The organism is Catellatospora sp. NPDC049609, assembly GCF_040675365.1.
In the GTDB taxonomy this organism is placed as follows: domain Bacteria; phylum Actinomycetota; class Actinomycetes; order Mycobacteriales; family Micromonosporaceae; genus Catellatospora.
This window is the reverse complement of sequence record NZ_JBFAOU010000178.1, coordinates 1-15854: the sequence shown is the minus strand read 5'-3', so window position 1 is coordinate 15854 and position 15854 is coordinate 1. Positions and strand designations below refer to the sequence as shown.

Here is a 15854-nt window from a genome sequence, read left to right as displayed (position 1 = left end):
ATCCGTCACATCGAAACGCGCCACCACCGAGTTCTACCAGCCGTCACCAGCCCACCAACAAGCCCACCGAGATCCGAACCCCGAACAGCTCCTAGGCCGGGGCGAGGCGGAAGCCCACGCCGCGTACGGCGTCGATGGTCGCCGGGGCTTTCAGCAGGGCGAGTTTGGCGCGCACCCGGCGCACCACGGAGTGCATGTCGGAGCCGCGGCCGAGGTGCTTGTTGCCCCAGACGGTGTGGTGCAGCCGCTCGTAGGTCCAGACCTGTCCGGGCTCCTCGGCGAGGCACACCAGGACGTCGTGTTCGAGCCGGGTCAGGTCGGCCTCCTGGCCGCGCCAGCGCAGCACCCGGCGGTCGGAGTCGACGGCCAGCTCGGGCAGCGCGGGGGCGATGTCGGCGGCCGGTCGGGGCGCGGGCGGCGCCGGGGGCGGGGCAGGGCTGAGCAGCTCGACCGCCCCGAGGATCTCGCGGGCCTGCTCGGCGTTGGACACGATGAGGACGGCGCTGCTCGCGCCGAGCAGCCGGGCCAGCTGCCGCCGGTCGTCGGGTGAGGACGCGATGCCGACGGTCAGGGCGGCGGGGATCGCCGGCACGTCGCACCCTCTCCGGTTCGCCCGCTCGTGTCCGGAGGGTCGCGCGGGGCGCTGCCCGAAGCTCGACCGGCCGTGTCCCGGCCCCGGGTCGTGGCGAACCGCGACCAGGCTAAATATTTATGCCCGTGACTGTCAAGCATTTCCTGGTTGTCATCTTTTCCGCCCATCCACGCCGATACGATCAAGTGTGCTCCGGCAGTGGCGAGCTGTCCGTCGTGGAGGCCCGGAGCTGCGGAGGAGTACGCGGTGCCCAGACGCGATGACCCGCGCCGCCGGCTGCTGCCGGCCGTGGCCGTGGCCGCCACGCTCCTGCTCGGAGCGTGCACGACCGTCGCCGACGCGACGGTGCGCCCGGTCGCCGCGCGGACCCCGACCCCGCAGGCGCAGGCGATCGCCCAGATCGTCCGGGACGCGATGAGGGCACAGTCCCTGCGCGCCGTCATCGTCAAGGTGACCAGGGGCGATCAGGTGATCACCACGGAGGCGTTCGGGGAGTCGCTGGACGGCGTGCCGGCGACCACGCAGATGCGCTTCCGCAACGGCGCGGTCGTCTTCGCGTACCTCGGCACGCTGCTGATGCTGTTCGTCGAGGAGGGCAAGGCGGCGCTCGACGACCCGATCGAGCGCTGGATGCCCGCGCTGCCCGAGGCGGGCAAGGTGACCCTGAAGATGCTGGCGAACCAGACCTCGGGCTACCCCGACTTCGAGACCGACCCCGGGTGGAACGCGGCCTTCAACGCCGACCCGTTCCAGTCGTGGACGGTCGAGCGGCGGCTCAAGTACGCGTTCTCCCGCCCGATGCAGTTCGCCCCCGGCACCAACTGGAGCTACTCGCACACCAACTTCATGATCCTCGGCGAGATCCTCGCCAAGCTCGGCGGCAGGCCGCTGGACGTGCTGCTGCGCGAGAGGGTGCTGGAGCCGATGGGCCTGCGCGACACCGTCGCGAGCCAGACCGGGGCCATCCCCGAGCCCGTGCTGCACTCGTACAGCTCCGAGCGCCGCGAGGCGCTGGGCATCCCGCCGACGGGTGCGTTCTACGAGGAGTCGACCTTCTGGAACTCCGACTGGGGCACCCCGCCCGGCGCGAACCAGACCTCGACCATCGACGACCTGGCCACCACGGCCGTGGCCGTGGGCAGCGGCAAGCTGCTGGCCCCGGCGAGCTACCAGGCGATGACCGCCCCGAACCTGCTCGGCTTCGGGCAGGCGCAGGCCGACTGCGCGCCGTCGTGCTTCAAGCAGGTCGACGGGTACAACTTCGGCCTGGGGGTGATCCGCTCCGGCTCCTGGATCATGCAGAACCCGCTGGTGGGCGGCTACAGCGCGACGGAGGCGTACCTGCCGGAGGAGAAGGTCGGCATCTCGGTCGCCGCCACCTTCCTGCCCGGCGCGTTCGACTGCAAGGGCGACTACCCGGACGCCAGCGACGGCGTGTTCCGGCTGATCGCGGCGAACGTGGCGCCGGCCTACCGCCCGCCGATGCCCAAGCCCTTCCAGAAGGCCTGCTGAGGCCGTGCCGGGCGCGCCGCTGCGGGTGGGGTCGGCCTTCCCTGATCCGCCGTTCGAGATGCCGGGGCGGCCGCCCACCGGCTTCGACCTCGACTGGACGTCCGCGATCGCGGCCGAGCTGGGGCGGCCCGTGGTCGGGCACCGCTACGAGGGAGCCGACTTCGAGGGGATCTTCGCCCTGCTCGGCCGTGAGATCGACGTGGTCGCCTCCGGCGCGACGGTCACCGAGCACCGCCGGACACTGGCCCGCTGGTGCGACCCCTACCTGCGCTCGGGCCAGAGCCTGGCGGTGAACGCCGCCGCCACCCCGGGCGTGCGCGGCTGCGCCGACCTGCGCGGCCTGGTCCTGGGTGTGCAGCGCGGCAACACGTCGCAGCCGGTGGCCGCGCGGCTGCACGCCGCCGGGCAGGTCGCGGCGGTGAAGGTGTACGCCTACGACGACATCGGCACCGCGCTCGACGACCTCGAACACGGCGCCATCGGCGGGTTCATGAAGCTGGAGCCCGTGCTGCGGCGGCTGACGGCGGGCCGGCCGGCGCTGCGCGTCGTGCAGACCGGGATCACCACCGAGCTGCTGGCCGTCGCGGTCGCCCTGGACGACGCCGCGCTGGCCGCCCGGATCGACGACGCCCAGCGCGTCCTGCGCCGCAGCGGCGAGCTGGCGCGGCTGGGCGAGCGCTGGCTGTCCGACAGCGATCCGCACGCCACAAGGGTGCTGACGTGATCCGCCTGATCCGCCTCCACACCGGGCCGGACGGGCAGTCCCACGTCGAGCGGTCCACCATGCCGCTGGGCGCGCTCGGCCCGGACACGGCCACCGGCTGGCTGCCCGTGTCGGCGGCGCGTTTCCAGTCCAGCCCGCCCGGGTCCGCGCTGGACTGGCACGACGCGCCCCGCCGCCAGTACGTGGTCACCCTCACCGGCACGATCGAGTTCACCACGCGCGGGGGCGAGACGTTCCGGCTGCTGCCCGGCGTCGTGCTGCTCGCCGAGGACACCGCCGGGGGCGGGCACCGCTGGCGGCTGGTCGGCGACGAACCCTGGACCCGCGTCTACCTCCAGCTCCCGTGAGGCGGTCGCCCCAGGCTCGCCAGCGTGGTTCCACCGGCGCCGTTGGCGCGGCTGAAAACCCTTGTGCCACAAAGTAAATGTCACCTTGACATGAACTTCTCTCAGCCGTACTTTCGTCGATGTCTACATCGTCCGACATCGAAGGGAGTCGCCATGGAACGGGGGAGCGCGGGCAAGGTACGCGGCCAGGTGCGGCAGGCCGGGCCGGAGGAGAACCACGATGACCCGGCTCGATGACGGCGACCCGGCAGGCCGACCGGAGGACCACCCCGGCGGCACCGGCACGTGGTGGGTGCCACGCCAGCGCGGCAGCTCGGAGCCGCCGTGGCCCGGCTCCGCCGGCGAGTACGCCGCCGCGCCGAGCGCGCCGACCCGCAAGCTGTGCATGCTGGTCTACCTGGAGGAGGAGCTGCGCCGCGAGGTGACCGACCAGTTCGCGGTGTGGCGGCGCGGGGCGTGGGCACCGTGCTACGCCGTCGACCTGATCGCCCTGCTCCGGCACACCCGACGTGCCCGCCTGCTGGGGGCGGCCCGCGACCTGCTGCTGAGCGTGCTGTGTGCGGGCGTCCTGGTGCTGCTCAACGGGATCTGGTTCGCCGGCCGCCCCGCCGGGATGCTGGTGATGGCTCTGCTGGCGATCGGCGTCGGGTGCCTGCGCTGGGCCGGCGTACGGCGGGGCGTGACCACCTGGTCGGCGCTGCAGCAGCTCTCCCGGTACGCGCGCCGCCGGACCGGACAGTTCCTGGAGCGCATGGTCGCCGTGGCACTGTTGCTGCTGCTGGGCGGGGCTTTGGTGCTCGATCACCAGACGGGCCGGGCAAGCGTCGGAACTCTGCTGGGCGGGCTGGTGCTCGCCTGGGTCGTCGTCGCCGGATTCGCGGTGACCGGGTTCCTGTGCGCCCGCCAGGTGCTGACCGCCACCGACGTGCGGTCCGGCGCGGAGTCGCCGGTGCCGGGCGCGGCCGAGCGGCGGGCGCGGGCCGTCACCAGCGGCAACGTGCTGGTCTACTCCGACGCGCGGGCGCGCAGTCCGCTCGGCCCGTTCATCGGCGCCGGACAGCTGCTGAGCCACTGGACGACACCGACGGTCGACGTGACCCGCGCCGCGGACAAGAAGAAACCCGTGCGTGCCGTGGACCTGGCCGACCTGCACCGGGCGCTGCAGAGCGCGGTGGTGAAGGCGGACGTGGCCACGCTCGAATGCCAACACCGCCTGTACGTCGACGGATCCTCCTGGGCCGCGATGAGCGAACTCGTCGGCGGCCGGCCGGCCGGGCCGCCGCCCACCCACCTCGACGAGGCACGGGTGCTGGAGCGGATCCTGTCGCCCGATCCGTACCAGCGGGGCTACCTGTGCATCAAGGCGACGTCCGCCGACGGCGGGGTGGTCGTGACGATGCTCGTCCGCGCGATGCTCGAAGGCGAGCTGCTCCATCTCGAAGTCAACATGCACGCCCTGCCCGAAGTCGTGTGGCCCCGCGAGGAGGAGAACGTGCTCGACCGGCCCGCCTCCTTCCGCGGCCGGCGGCTCAGGGCGCTGGAGGAGGAGGCGTCCTCCCGGCAGCTCGTCGTCTCGCGCTACCGCACCTACGCCGCTTGGCAGGGCGTGCTCGCCGGCACGGGCAGGTACTGGCCGACCCTGCTCGGCGCGGTGCCCAGGTTCGCGCGTACGGCCACGGCCTTCCTGTGGCATGCGGCCGGGCGCCTGGTCGAAGGGCACCGCATCGCCGGCGGCAGGTTCGACTTCGGCGCCGAGCACTCGCTGCGGGAATACCTGGCGCTCGATCAGAAGATGCACCACAACGCGTTCGTCGACATCATGGCGCAGAGCGACCGGCTGCAGAAGCGCCTGGTCATGGCGCTGGAGACCTACCTACGCGAATGCAACGTGAACGTGGCGGGCTTCCGGGCCGCCGCGGTGACGATCATCAACAACCGGCAGCAGAACGTCATCACGAACCTGCAGGCCGGAGCCGTGACGTTCGGCGACCACAGCCCGGCCCACGGGCAGACACCTGCCGGCCGTGCCGGCGACGAGGAGGGGTGATGGGCGGCGCCCAGCACAACGTGATCGGAAACATCAGCGCCGGCGCGGTGACGTTCGGCGACCACAGCCCCGCCACCGCCCATGGGCCGGCCGCGGCACCACCGCGCGGGCACAGCACCGTGCTCCTGATCGTGGCAGCGGACGTGGAGCGCCGGGCGGCGGTCGCGGCGATCACCACACTCACCGGGACACCGCCGCGTCCGGGACGCAGCCGCAACCAGACGTGGTTCACCCTGGGCCGGGTCAGCGCCACCGAGGTCGTCATCGCCCAGGTCGGGCAGGGCACGGAGACGCCGGACTCGGCGATCGGCGTCATGGAACTCGTCGACGCGGTGCGCCCGGATGCCGTCATCCTGCTGGGCATCTGCTACGGCCTGCGGGACGAGGGACGGCGGCCGCAGCGGCTCGGTGACGTCATCGTCGCCAGCCAGCTCATCCTGGTGGCGCACCGCAAGGTCGCGGACACGGTGATCCTGCGTGGCGGGGCGGTGCACCCCTCGCCGGTGGTGCTGGACCGGTGCCGCGCGGCACTGACCGGCTGGGACGACGACATCCCGGTGCACCTCGGGCCGATGGTCTCCGAAAGCGTCCTGGTGGACTCCGCCGGCTACCGCGAGCGGCTCAAGGAGCTGTGCCCCGAAGCGGTCGGCGGGGAGATGGAGGGAGCGTCGGTCTACGCCGCGGCGATCCGCAACGACGTCAAGTGGGGTGTCGTCAAGGCCATCTGCGACTGGGGCCACGGCAAGAACGACGATCACCAGGAGGTCGCGGCGGCCAACGCGGCGGCGTTCACCGCGCACCTGATCGGCACGGGCGGGCTGGACCCGGTGCCGTGAATCGGCGCCGTGGCGGGACGCGGCCGGTCGGGTCGTCCGCGGGGACGACTCGTACCGGCCGGTCCGAGGCCGTAGGCTGGGCGGCGTGGATCAAGAGGACCGTATCGCCCTATTCCTCGACTACGAGAACCTCGCGATCGGCGCGCGGGAGCACCTCGGCGGCATGACGTTCGACCTGCGGCCGATCACCGACGCGCTCGCCGAGCGCGGGCGGGTGGTGGTGCGCCGGGCGTACGCCGACTGGTCGTACTTCGACGAGGACCGCCGCCTGCTGACCAGGTCGCATGTGGAGCTCATCGACATACCCCAGAAGATGGGGGCCTCGCGCAAGAACGCCGCCGACATCAAGATGGCCGTCGACGCGCTGCAGCTGGCGTTCGAGCGCGACTACATCTCCACGTTCGTGTTCGGCACCGGCGACAGCGACTTCACGCCCCTGGTCCACAAGCTGCGCGAGCTGAACAAGCGCGTCATCGGCGTCGGCGTGGAGCGGACGACGTCCGCGCTGCTGCCGCCGGCCTGCGACGAGTTCCTCTACTACGACCGGCTCGAGGGCGTCGAGGCCCGGCCGGCGCGCACCCGGACCGTCCGGACGCCCGCGGCGTCGAAGCCCGCGGAGGCGCCGCCGCAGCCGCTGGAGCCGGAGCTGGAACCGGCTCCGCCCGCGGAGGGGTCGGCGCGCGACGTGGACGCCCTGGCGGTGCTCGTCGCGCAGACGGTCGCCGGTCTGCAGGGCAGCTCGGGCGGCACGGTGAGCGCGTCGACGCTCAAGCGCACCCTGCTGCGCAAGGACCCGACGTTCAACGAGGGCGACTACGGCTTCCGCACGTTCGGGGAGCTGCTGCGCTACCTCGCCGAGCGCAGCGTCGTCGAGCTGGGGGAGGGGCCCGCCAAGGGGGACCCGGAGGTGACGCTGCCCGAGCACGGCGGCCCGGAGGCGGCGTTCGCGCTGCTGCGCTCGGTCGTCGCCGAGCTGAGCCGCAGCAGCGGCCCGGTGGCGCTGTCGGGCCTGAAGAACCACCTGCGCCGGGCGCAGCCCGACTTCAGCGAGAAGAAGCTCGGCTACCGGAGCTTCCTGCAGTTCTGCAAGGCGGCGGCGACCACCGACGCGGTCGACCTGCGCTGGGACCCGGAGGCCGACGACTACCTGCTCACCATCCCGACGCGGTCCTGAGCGGGGCCGGTGGTCACCGGCCCCGGCGCTTGGGGGGTGTGCGGGGCTTGCCGCCGTCGCGGCGGGCGCCGCTGCGCCCGGACGGGGGCGTCGCGCGGGGCGCGGCCCGGCGGCGGGCGGGTTCCGGGGCCGGGGCGCGGCCGCCGCGGGTGCTGTTCGCGGTGCGGCCGCGGACGATCCCGATCATCTCCTCGACCAGGTCGGTGTGCCGGTCGCGCGCCCACGCCAGCCCCACCGCCGAGGTCGGGGCATCGGTGAGTACGCGGTAGGTGAGGTCGCGCCGGTGGTGCGCGCGGGCCAGGGACTGCGGCACGATCAGGACGCCGACGCTCGCCGCGACCAGCTCGACGGCCTCGGCCGTGGTGGCGGGGCGGTGCCCGGCGACGACGGCGGGCGCGGCCGGCGTCCCCGCCCAGCCGAGCACGTCGTCCAGGGGCCACAGCACCGTCTCGTCGGCCAGGTCCGCGATCGTGAGCTCGTCGGCGGCGGCCAGCAGGTGGTCGCGTTGCACCACGACGACCGTGACCTCGGTGTACAGCGGGATGGCGTGCAGGGCGTCGGGGTCGACGGGCAGCCGGACCAGCCCCGCGTCGGCGTCGGCGGTCAGCAGCGCCGGGGCGTCGGCGGCGTCGGCGGGCACCAGCTCCAGCTGCACCTCCGGCAGCCGCTCGGACCACAGGCGGCTCCACCGGTCCACGGTGACGCCGGGCACGACCAGCAGACGGAACGTCGTGGGTGGGCCGTTCTCGGCGTCGGGCACGTCTACCTCCGGAGCGTCGACCGGCCGCATACCGGTGCAGGGCCGCGCTGTGATCCCACGCGACCTGGTCAGGCTACCGGCAGCCGGTGCCAGGACAGGTGACCGCGGGCACCCCGGTCCGGGGCGATATGTCCGGCTGACCGCCCTGACGTATCCTGACGCGGTGAGCAAGCCCAAGAAGTCCCAGGCGATGAAGCCGGCCACCGCGGCGGAGAAGCTCGATGTGTACCTGCCGGCCACGCCGAAGGAGTTCCAGGAGGGCTTGATCTCCCGCGAGGAACTCGACGAGATGCAGCGCAACCCCCCGCAGTGGCTCGCCGACCTGCGCCGCGACGGGCCCCACCCGCGCAACGTGGTGGCCGCCCGGCTGCGGGTGTCCAACAGCGGCCTGGCCCGCGGCGGCGTCACCGAGGCGCTCACCACCGCGCAGATCGCGGCCCTGGCCGCCGACCCGCCGGCCTGGCTGACCCGCGAGCGGGAGACGTACGCCGAGGTGCAGCGCGAGCAGCGGCGCCTGCAGGAGCGCCGCGAGACGCCCGACCGTCCCACCGACCGGGCCGCGGGTCGTCCCGCCGACCGCGGCACGGGTCGTCCCGCCGGCCGAGCCAAGCGCTGAGCTGTCGACCGAGGCCCCGTCCCGCGCTGTTCCCACAGTGCGGACGGGGCCTCAATCCTGCCCGTGGCAGTCGCTGCACCTGGTCCGCAGTGGTGCCGGCGCGATGGCGATCAGGCCGGTCAGCCCGCCCGGCGCAGGCGCGCGAGCATCCCGTCGAGGTCCCGGACGAACATCTCGTGGCGGAAGTAGTGCCCGCCGGGCAGCTCGTGCCATTCATGGGGGATGCCGGCTCGGCCGAGCGCGCCCCGGAACTCGCGCTGCCCCGCCAGCACCTGGGTCTCGTTGACGGTGTCGAACCAGTTGACCGGGTCCGGTGAGGTGCCGGCGACGAGGAACACCCGCTTGTCGTGGTAGCTGCCGACGCGCTGGACCGGGTTGTCGGCGCTGACGCGGGCCTCGTCCCAGAAGGGCGCGCCGTAGACGGTGCCGCCGCCGAGGTCCAGGGCGGCCGAGGTGGCGTTGGCCCAGTGCACGACCAGGCCGAAGTCGCGGCGCAGGCTCGCCGGGCCGGAGTGGGAGCTCACCGAGCAGAAGTGCCCGTAGTACTTCGCGGCGTACTTGAGGGCGCCGAAGCCGCCCATCGAGAAGCCGGCCACGGCGCGCCCGTGGTACTCGGCGAACGTGCGGAAGTTCGCGTCGACCCAGGGCATCAGCTGCGCGATGTGGAAGGTCTCCCAGTCGCGGGGACCGGTGTTGCTGCTGACGGCGTTGGCGTACCAGCCGGTCGACGCGTCGGGCATGACGACGATGAGGTCCCTGCGGGCGGTCAGGTTGACGATGTTGTCCTGCAGGTGGAAGGTCCGGAAGTCCGCGTTGCCGCCGTGCAGCAGGTACAGCACCGGGTAGCGCCGGCCGCTGGTGTGGTAGCCGTCGGGCAGCAGCACGTTGACGGCCGGGTCCCAGGCGATCGCGTCGGTGGCGAAGCGGTAGTACTGCAGCCGCCCGCCGTTCTCGTTGCGGTCCACGATGCGCAGGCCGAATCCGTCGCCGGCGGCGCTCGCGGCCCGCGGTGCGCCGAACGCGCCGGACAGGGCGCCGCCCGCGACGACGGCGCCGGCCCCGGTGAGCAGCCGGCGGCGGCTGGTGCCGCGACGGGCGGCGGGATGGTGGTCCACGGTTGCCTCCATGGTCTGTCGACGTGCCGTGGATAAAACAGCGACCTTCGATGCTTGTCAACTATCTACAAACACGCGGGCTTTACCGAAGAAGTTCTTCGCGCAGCGGAACGCCTGGTGGCGCCCGTGGGACCGCGTGCCGGACGGCGGATGGCGAAGATTAGCTTCTTGACCTTGTATCAGGTGGTAGCTAACTTTCAAGGCGTCGCCTCACGTCTCCCCAGGAGGTCGCCGATGAGGAAACTTCTCGCCGCCGTCACGGCCGCGGTGGTCGCGATCCCGGCCGCCGCGCATGCCGAGCCCGCCCATCCCCCCGCCGCCGAACACGGCTGGGTGACCTCGACGCTGCGGCACATGAGCCTGGAGCAGAAGGTCGGCCAGCTCTTCGTCACCTATGTGTACGGCGCCGACGCCACCAACCCCGCCGCGGCCGACCGCACGGCCAACCGGGCGGCCTTCGGCGTCGAGACCCCGGCCGAGGTCGTGGACCGGTTCCACCTCGGCGGCGTGGTCTACTTCGCCTGGTCGCACAACCTCGACAACGTGCGGCAGATCGCGACGCTGTCCAACGGCCTGCAGACCGCCGCGCGCGGCACCGGCGCCAAGGGCGAGGTCGCGCTGCTCATCTCCACCGACCAGGAGCAGGGCGTGGTGCAGCGGATGCCCGCGCCGTCCGCGCAGTTCCCCGGCTCCATGGCCCTGGGCGCGTCCCGCTCGGCCGACGCCGCGCGGCTGGCCGCCGAGGTCACCGGCCGGGAGCTGGGCGCGGTGGGCATCCGCCAGCCGTACGCACCCATCGCCGACGTCAACGTCAACCCGGCCAACCCCGTCATCGGCGTGCGCTCCTTCGGCGCCGATCCCGCCCTGGTGTCCGACCTGACCAGCGCGCAGGTGGCCGGCTTCGAGCGCGACGCCCGCGTCACCGCCGTCGCCAAGCACTTCCCGGGCCACGGCGACACCGCCACCGACAGCCACACCGGCCTGCCCGTCATCCACCACACCCGGCAGCAGTGGGACCAGATCGACGCGCCGGCGTTCCGGGCCGCGATCGCCGCCGGCGTCGACTCGATCATGACCGCGCACATCGTGGTCCCCGCGCTCGACCCCTCCGGCGATCCCGCCACGCTGTCGCCGACCATCCTCACCGGAGTGCTGCGCGGCGAGCTCGGATACCAGGGCGTGGTGGTCACCGACGCGCTCAACATGGCCGGCGTCCGGACGAAGTACGGCGACGCCCGGGTGCCCGTGCTCGCGCTGAAGGCGGGCGCGGACCAGCTGCTGATGCCGCCGGACCTCGGCCTGGCCTACGGCGCGGTGCTGCAGGCCGTCCGCGACGGCGAGCTCACCGAGCGCCGGATCGACGAGTCGGTACGCCGGATCCTGTCGGTCAAGTACCGCCAGGGCCTGGCGGGGTCGCCCTACGTCGACGTCGAGGCGGCCGTCGCGTCGGTCGGCTCCACCGCGCACCTGGCGGCGGTCGCCCAGGTCACCGACCGCACGCTCACCGCCGTGCGCAACGACGCCGGGCTGCTGCCGCTGTCCGGTGCCGACCGGTCGGTGCTGGTCACCGGCTGGAACAACGCCGCGTTCAACCCGATCGGCAGGCTCGCCGCCGGGTTCACCGGCCGGGGGTCGCGCACCACCGCGCTGCCCGCGACGCTGCCCTCCGACACCGCGATCGCGGCGGCGGCGACCCAGGCGGCGCAGCACGACCTCACCGTGGTGCTGGTCAACAAGGCCTGGGACACGGCAGTGGGCGACCCGCGCGCCAGCCAGCAGCGGCTGGTCGCCGCGCTGCGGGCCACCGGCCGGCCCGTGATCGTCGTCGCCGTGCGCGACCCGTACGACATCGCGTACCTGCCCGGCGTGACGACCTACCTCGCGACCTACACCTACACCCCGGCGGCCATGGACACGCTGGCCCGCGTGCTGCACGGCGAGCTGCCGCCGCAGGGACGGCTGCCGGTCACGATCGTCACCGCCGGTGATCCCGGCACCGCGCTGTACCCCCTCGGCCACGGCCTGACCTGGTAGGAGATCGCTTTGAACCGCAGAAACCTCATCGCCGGCGGCGTCGCGGCCGGTGCGCTCGGCGCGAGCGGGCTCGCCCTGCCCGCCGCCGCCGCGCCCAAGCCGCGGCGCGTCCAGACCGGACTCGACCGCCTCGTCGCCGACGGCTTCGGCATCCTCGCCGGGCAGAAGGTCGGCGTGGTGTCGAACCCGACCGGCGTCGACGCCGACTACCGGCACCTGGTCGACCTCATCCACGAGTCCGGCCGGGTGAACCTGGTCGCGGCGTTCGGGCCGGAGCACGGCTTCCGCGGCTCGGCGCAGGCCGGGGGCAGCGAGGGGACCGGCGTCGACGCCCGCACCGGCATCACCGTCTACGACGCGTACGGCGCCTCGCAGGCCAAGTGGGAGGAGCTGATCACCCGGGCCGGGGTCGACACCGTCGTGTTCGACATCCAGGACGTCGGCGTCCGCTTCTACACCTACATCTGGACCATGTACGTCTCGATGGTCGCGGCGGCCCGGATGGGCAAGCGCTACGTCGTGCTCGACCGTCCGAACCCGATCGGCGGGCGTGCCTACGGGCCGATGATGACCCCCGAGTTCACCTCGGGCGTGGGCCTGAAGGAGATCATCCAGCAGCACGGCATGACGGTCGGCGAGCTCGCGCGCTTCTTCAACGCCGAGTTCCTGCCGGCGGCCGCCGGTGGCCCGGTGGACCTGGCGGTGGTCGAGTGCCGGCACTGGAAGCGGGACATGTTCGCCGCCGACACCGACGTGCCGTGGGTCATGCCCAGCCCGAACATGCCCACCCCGGACACCGCCCTGGTCTACCCGGGGACCGGCCTGTTCGAGGGTGTCTCCTCGATCAGTGAGGGCCGGGGCACCACCCGGCCGTTCGAGCTGGTCGGCGGCCTGGCCACCGACTTCGACTACCACTGGTCCGACCGGCTCAACGCCCGCGACCTGCCGGGGGTGCGGTTCCGGGAGGCGTACTTCGTGCCGACGATCGCCGGGCACCACCCGTCGCTGCTCAACAAGCTGTGCGCCGGGGTGGAGGTCAAGGTGACCGACCGGGCGGCCTTCGACCCGATCCGTACCGCGGTGGCGATGCTGGTGGAGGCGCGCAAGTACCCGGCGTTCGCCTGGCGTGCCGACTCCTACGACCCGGTGCGGCCGTACTGGGTGGACAAGCTCACCGGATCCTCGCGGCTGCGCACGATGATCGACGCGGGCGCCGACGTGGACGACGTGGTGGGCGCGTGGTCGCCGGAGCTGGCGGCGTTCGAGCGGCAGCGCCGGCCGTACCTGCTCTACTGAAACGGCCTCCCGGCGGGTTCGCGGCCGCCGGGAGCGCTTTGGCATCAGGGGGTGGGCCGCTTCGGCGGCCCGCCCCCTGCGACGTCTCGGTGGTGGCCGCAGTGTGCCAGTTTGGACGGATCGCTTGACCCGCATCAGGGGGGATCAATATGTTCGGAGTCGATAAGTTAACTTAACTAACACTCGCGGTCGCGACGTGGTGAGGGCCGCTAGCCCCAGCGTCCCGGATCCCGCTCACGGAGCCGACCGTCGGGAACGGAGACCCCGATGACCTCCCCGCCGATCAGGCGCATCGCCCTGCTCGCCGCCGCCGTCTGCGCCGCTGCCGCCGTCCAGGTCGCCGTCGCCGCTCCGGCCGCCGCCGACACCGTCGGCCCGATCACCGGCGTCGCGTCCGGCAAGTGCGTCGACATCCCGTCCGCGTCCACCGTCAACGGCACCCAGGTGCAGCTCTACACCTGCAACGGCACCGCCGCGCAGACCTGGACCGTCGGCACCGACGGCACGATCCGCGCGCTCGGCAAGTGCCTGGACGTGGCCGGCGGCGTCAACGCCAACGGCACCAAGGTGCAGATCTGGGACTGCAACGCGGCCAACCCCAACCAGCAGTGGACCTACAGCAGCTCGGCCAGCACGCTGGTCAACCCGGTCACCGGCAAGTGCCTCGACGTGGTCAACGGGGGCACCGCCGACGCCGCCAAGCTGCACCTCTGGACCTGCATCGCGTCGCTGGGCAGCCAGCAGTGGAACCTGACCACCGGCCCGCCGCCCGCCTTCACCGACTACCAGGCCGAGAGCGCGTCGATCTCCCAGGGCCTGGTCGAGTCCAACCACGCCGGCTACACCGGCACCGGTTTCGTCAACTACGACAACGTGACCGGGTCGTACGTGCAGTTCACCGTGTCGGTGAGCGCCGCCGGCAACTACCCGCTGACCCTGCGGTACGCCAACGGCACCACCGTGGACCGGCCGATGGACATCACCGTCAACGGCACGCCCGCCGCACCGGGGCTGTCCTTTCCCGGCACCGGCGGCTGGCCGACCTGGGTCGAGAGGACCGTCACCGCGAACCTGTCCGCCGGGACGAACACGATCCGCGCCGCGGCCACCACCGCCAACGGCGGGCCGAACCTGGACCGGCTGCGGGTCACCGCGCCGTCCGACGCCCAGCCGCCCACCGCGCCCGGCAACCTGCGGGTGGTCGGCGTGGTCCGGCCCACCGGCGTCGACCTGGCCTGGAACGCCGCGACCGACAACGTCGGCGTGGCCCGCTACGTCGTCTACAACGGCGGCAACGTCGTCGCCGAGGTCGGCGGCAACATCCTCGCCGCGACGCTGAACCTGCAGCCCAACACGTCGTACGTGTTCAGCGTGCTGGCCTACGACGCGGCGGGCAACCCGTCGCAGGGCAGCAACAACCTGCCGGTCACCACCCCGGCCGGCACCGACACCCAGCCGCCGACCACGCCGGGCAACCTGCGCACCACCGGCGTCACCGCGAGCACGGTGTCGCTGGCCTGGAACGCCGCCACCGACAACGTCGGCGTCCGCGGCTACCGGGTGTCGCGCAACGGCACCCAGATCGCCGACGTGCCGGACCTGACCGCCTCGGACACCGGACTGGCCCCGGCGACCACGTACAACTACACGGTGCTGGCCTACGACGCCAACGGCAACACCTCACCGGTCAGCCCGGTGCTGGCGGTGACCACGTCGAGCCAGGCCGGCGGCGGCGATCCGATCTTCGACCGCAACGTCAACACCCAGCTCGACCTGCCGTGGGGGATCGCGTTCCTGCCCGACGGCAGTGCCCTGGTCGCCGAGCGCGACCGGTTCGAGATCGTCCGGGTGACCCTGGCCGGGCAGAAGACCGTGGTGGGCACCATCTCCGAGGCGGTCACCACCAGCGGCGAGGGCGGGCTGCTGGGCCTGGCCGTCGGCCCGAACTTCGCCACCGACCACTGGGTGTACGCGTTCCACACCGCCGCCTCCGACAGCCGCCTGGTCCGCTTCAAGTTCGAGAACGGCGCCATCGGCCCGCGCGAGGCGCTGGTGACCGGCATCGCGAAGAACCGGTTCCACAACGGCGGCCGGGTGAAGTTCGGCCCGGACGGATTCATCTACGTCACCACCGGCGACGCGCAGGACAGCAGCCGGGCGCAGAACCCGAACTCGCTCAACGGCAAGATCCTGCGGGTCACCACGACCGGCGCGGCCGCGCCCGGCAACCCCTCCGGCACCCGCGTCTACAGCCTGGGCCACCGCAACCCGCAGGGCCTGGCCTGGGACTCGCAGGGCCGGCTGTGGTCGTCGGAGTTCGGCGACAACACCTGGGACGAGCTCAACCTCATCACCCCCGGCGGCAACTACGGCTGGCCGACCTGTGAAGGGACGTGCAGCAACCCGAGCTTCGTCAACCCGGTCCGCACCTGGAGCACCGCGTCGGCCTCCCCGAGCGGCCTGGAGATCGTCAACGACTGGATCTACATGGCCGCCGTACGCGGCACCCGCCTCTGGGTCATGAAGATCACCGGCAGCACCACCGACACCCCGCGCGCCTTCTTCAACGGCTCCTGGGGCCGCCTGCGCACCGTCGTCAAGACCCCCGACGGCGGCCTCTGGCTCACCTCGACCAACAACGACATGAACGGCGGCACCCCCACGGTCCTCAACAACGTCATAGTCCGCCTCCGCTTCGCCTCCTGACCGACCCCGCTCCCCGCCCACCGAGCGGGCTCAAGATCGCGTCGATCTTGCGCGAACTGTTGGGGATATGCCCGAAAGGGGCGTGTCATCCCCAC

The 15854-nt window shown here is 72.6% G+C and carries 13 protein-coding genes; 10 read left to right on the top strand and 3 right to left on the bottom strand.

The genetic code is table 11. The features are described 5' to 3' along the window. Window positions 1–91: 91 nt before the first annotated feature. Window positions 92–592, bottom strand: coding sequence for a winged helix-turn-helix domain-containing protein (locus AB0J67_RS32785; protein WP_363488180.1), 501 nt, complete (start codon window positions 590–592; stop codon window positions 92–94). 246 nt (window positions 593–838) lie between these two features. Here AB0J67_RS32785 and AB0J67_RS32780 point away from each other — a divergent pair, with 246 nt between their 5' ends. The 6 genes from AB0J67_RS32780 (at window position 839) to AB0J67_RS32755 (ending at window position 7232) form a co-directional block, all read left to right on the top strand. Next, window positions 839–2104, top strand: a complete 1266-nt coding sequence (locus tag AB0J67_RS32780) for a serine hydrolase domain-containing protein (RefSeq protein WP_363488178.1) — start codon at window positions 839–841, stop codon at window positions 2102–2104. A 4-nt stretch (window positions 2105–2108) separates the two neighbouring features. After that, window positions 2109–2828 (top strand): ABC transporter substrate-binding protein, encoded by a 720-nt coding sequence (locus AB0J67_RS32775; RefSeq protein ID WP_363488176.1) that lies wholly within the window; start codon window positions 2109–2111, stop codon window positions 2826–2828. Continuing rightward, entirely contained in the window at window positions 2825–3175 is a 351-nt protein-coding gene (locus AB0J67_RS32770; protein WP_363488174.1) for a hypothetical protein, read from the top strand. Before AB0J67_RS32775 ends, AB0J67_RS32770 begins: the two co-directional genes overlap by 4 nt. A gap of 220 nt (window positions 3176–3395) precedes the next feature. After that, window positions 3396–5222, top strand: a complete 1827-nt coding sequence (locus tag AB0J67_RS32765; RefSeq protein ID WP_363488172.1) for a hypothetical protein — start codon at window positions 3396–3398, stop codon at window positions 5220–5222. Further along, entirely contained in the window at window positions 5222–6058 is an 837-nt protein-coding gene (locus AB0J67_RS32760) for a hypothetical protein (RefSeq protein WP_363488170.1), read from the top strand. The genes AB0J67_RS32765 and AB0J67_RS32760 overlap by 1 nt, the downstream gene beginning before the upstream one ends. Before the next feature lie 85 nt (window positions 6059–6143). Then, window positions 6144–7232, top strand: a complete 1089-nt coding sequence (locus AB0J67_RS32755; RefSeq protein ID WP_363488168.1) for an NYN domain-containing protein — start codon at window positions 6144–6146, stop codon at window positions 7230–7232. A 13-nt stretch (window positions 7233–7245) separates the two neighbouring features. On the opposite strand, the gene AB0J67_RS32750 is transcribed toward AB0J67_RS32755, so the two are convergent. After that, a complete protein-coding gene (locus AB0J67_RS32750; RefSeq protein WP_363488166.1) occupies window positions 7246–7992 on the bottom strand; it encodes a LysR family substrate-binding domain-containing protein in 747 nt (248 codons plus the stop codon). Between the two features lie 163 nt (window positions 7993–8155). Between AB0J67_RS32750 and AB0J67_RS32745 the strand changes: the two genes are divergently transcribed. Continuing rightward, complete coding sequence (locus AB0J67_RS32745; protein ID WP_363488164.1) at window positions 8156–8608, top strand: DUF5997 family protein; 453 nt, start codon at window positions 8156–8158, stop codon at window positions 8606–8608. 119 nt (window positions 8609–8727) lie between these two features. Here the strand turns inward: AB0J67_RS32745 and AB0J67_RS32740 are convergent, their stop codons facing one another. Next, window positions 8728–9723: an alpha/beta hydrolase-fold protein gene (locus AB0J67_RS32740; RefSeq protein ID WP_363488162.1), complete on the bottom strand. Its 996-nt coding sequence runs from the start codon at window positions 9721–9723 to the stop codon at window positions 8728–8730. A gap of 234 nt (window positions 9724–9957) precedes the next feature. Here AB0J67_RS32740 and AB0J67_RS32735 point away from each other — a divergent pair, with 234 nt between their 5' ends. The 3 genes from AB0J67_RS32735 (at window position 9958) to AB0J67_RS32725 (ending at window position 15759) form a co-directional block, all read left to right on the top strand. After that, on the top strand, window positions 9958–11757 hold the full coding sequence (locus tag AB0J67_RS32735; protein ID WP_363488160.1) for a glycoside hydrolase family 3 N-terminal domain-containing protein: 1800 nt from the start codon (window positions 9958–9960) through the stop codon (window positions 11755–11757). Window positions 11758–11766: 9 nt separating this feature from the next. After that, window positions 11767–13053 (top strand): DUF1343 domain-containing protein, encoded by a 1287-nt coding sequence (locus AB0J67_RS32730; RefSeq protein WP_363488158.1) that lies wholly within the window; start codon window positions 11767–11769, stop codon window positions 13051–13053. Window positions 13054–13320: 267 nt separating this feature from the next. After that, window positions 13321–15759 (top strand): PQQ-dependent sugar dehydrogenase, encoded by a 2439-nt coding sequence (locus tag AB0J67_RS32725; protein ID WP_363488156.1) that lies wholly within the window; start codon window positions 13321–13323, stop codon window positions 15757–15759. The last annotated feature ends 95 nt before the right edge of the window (window positions 15760–15854 follow it).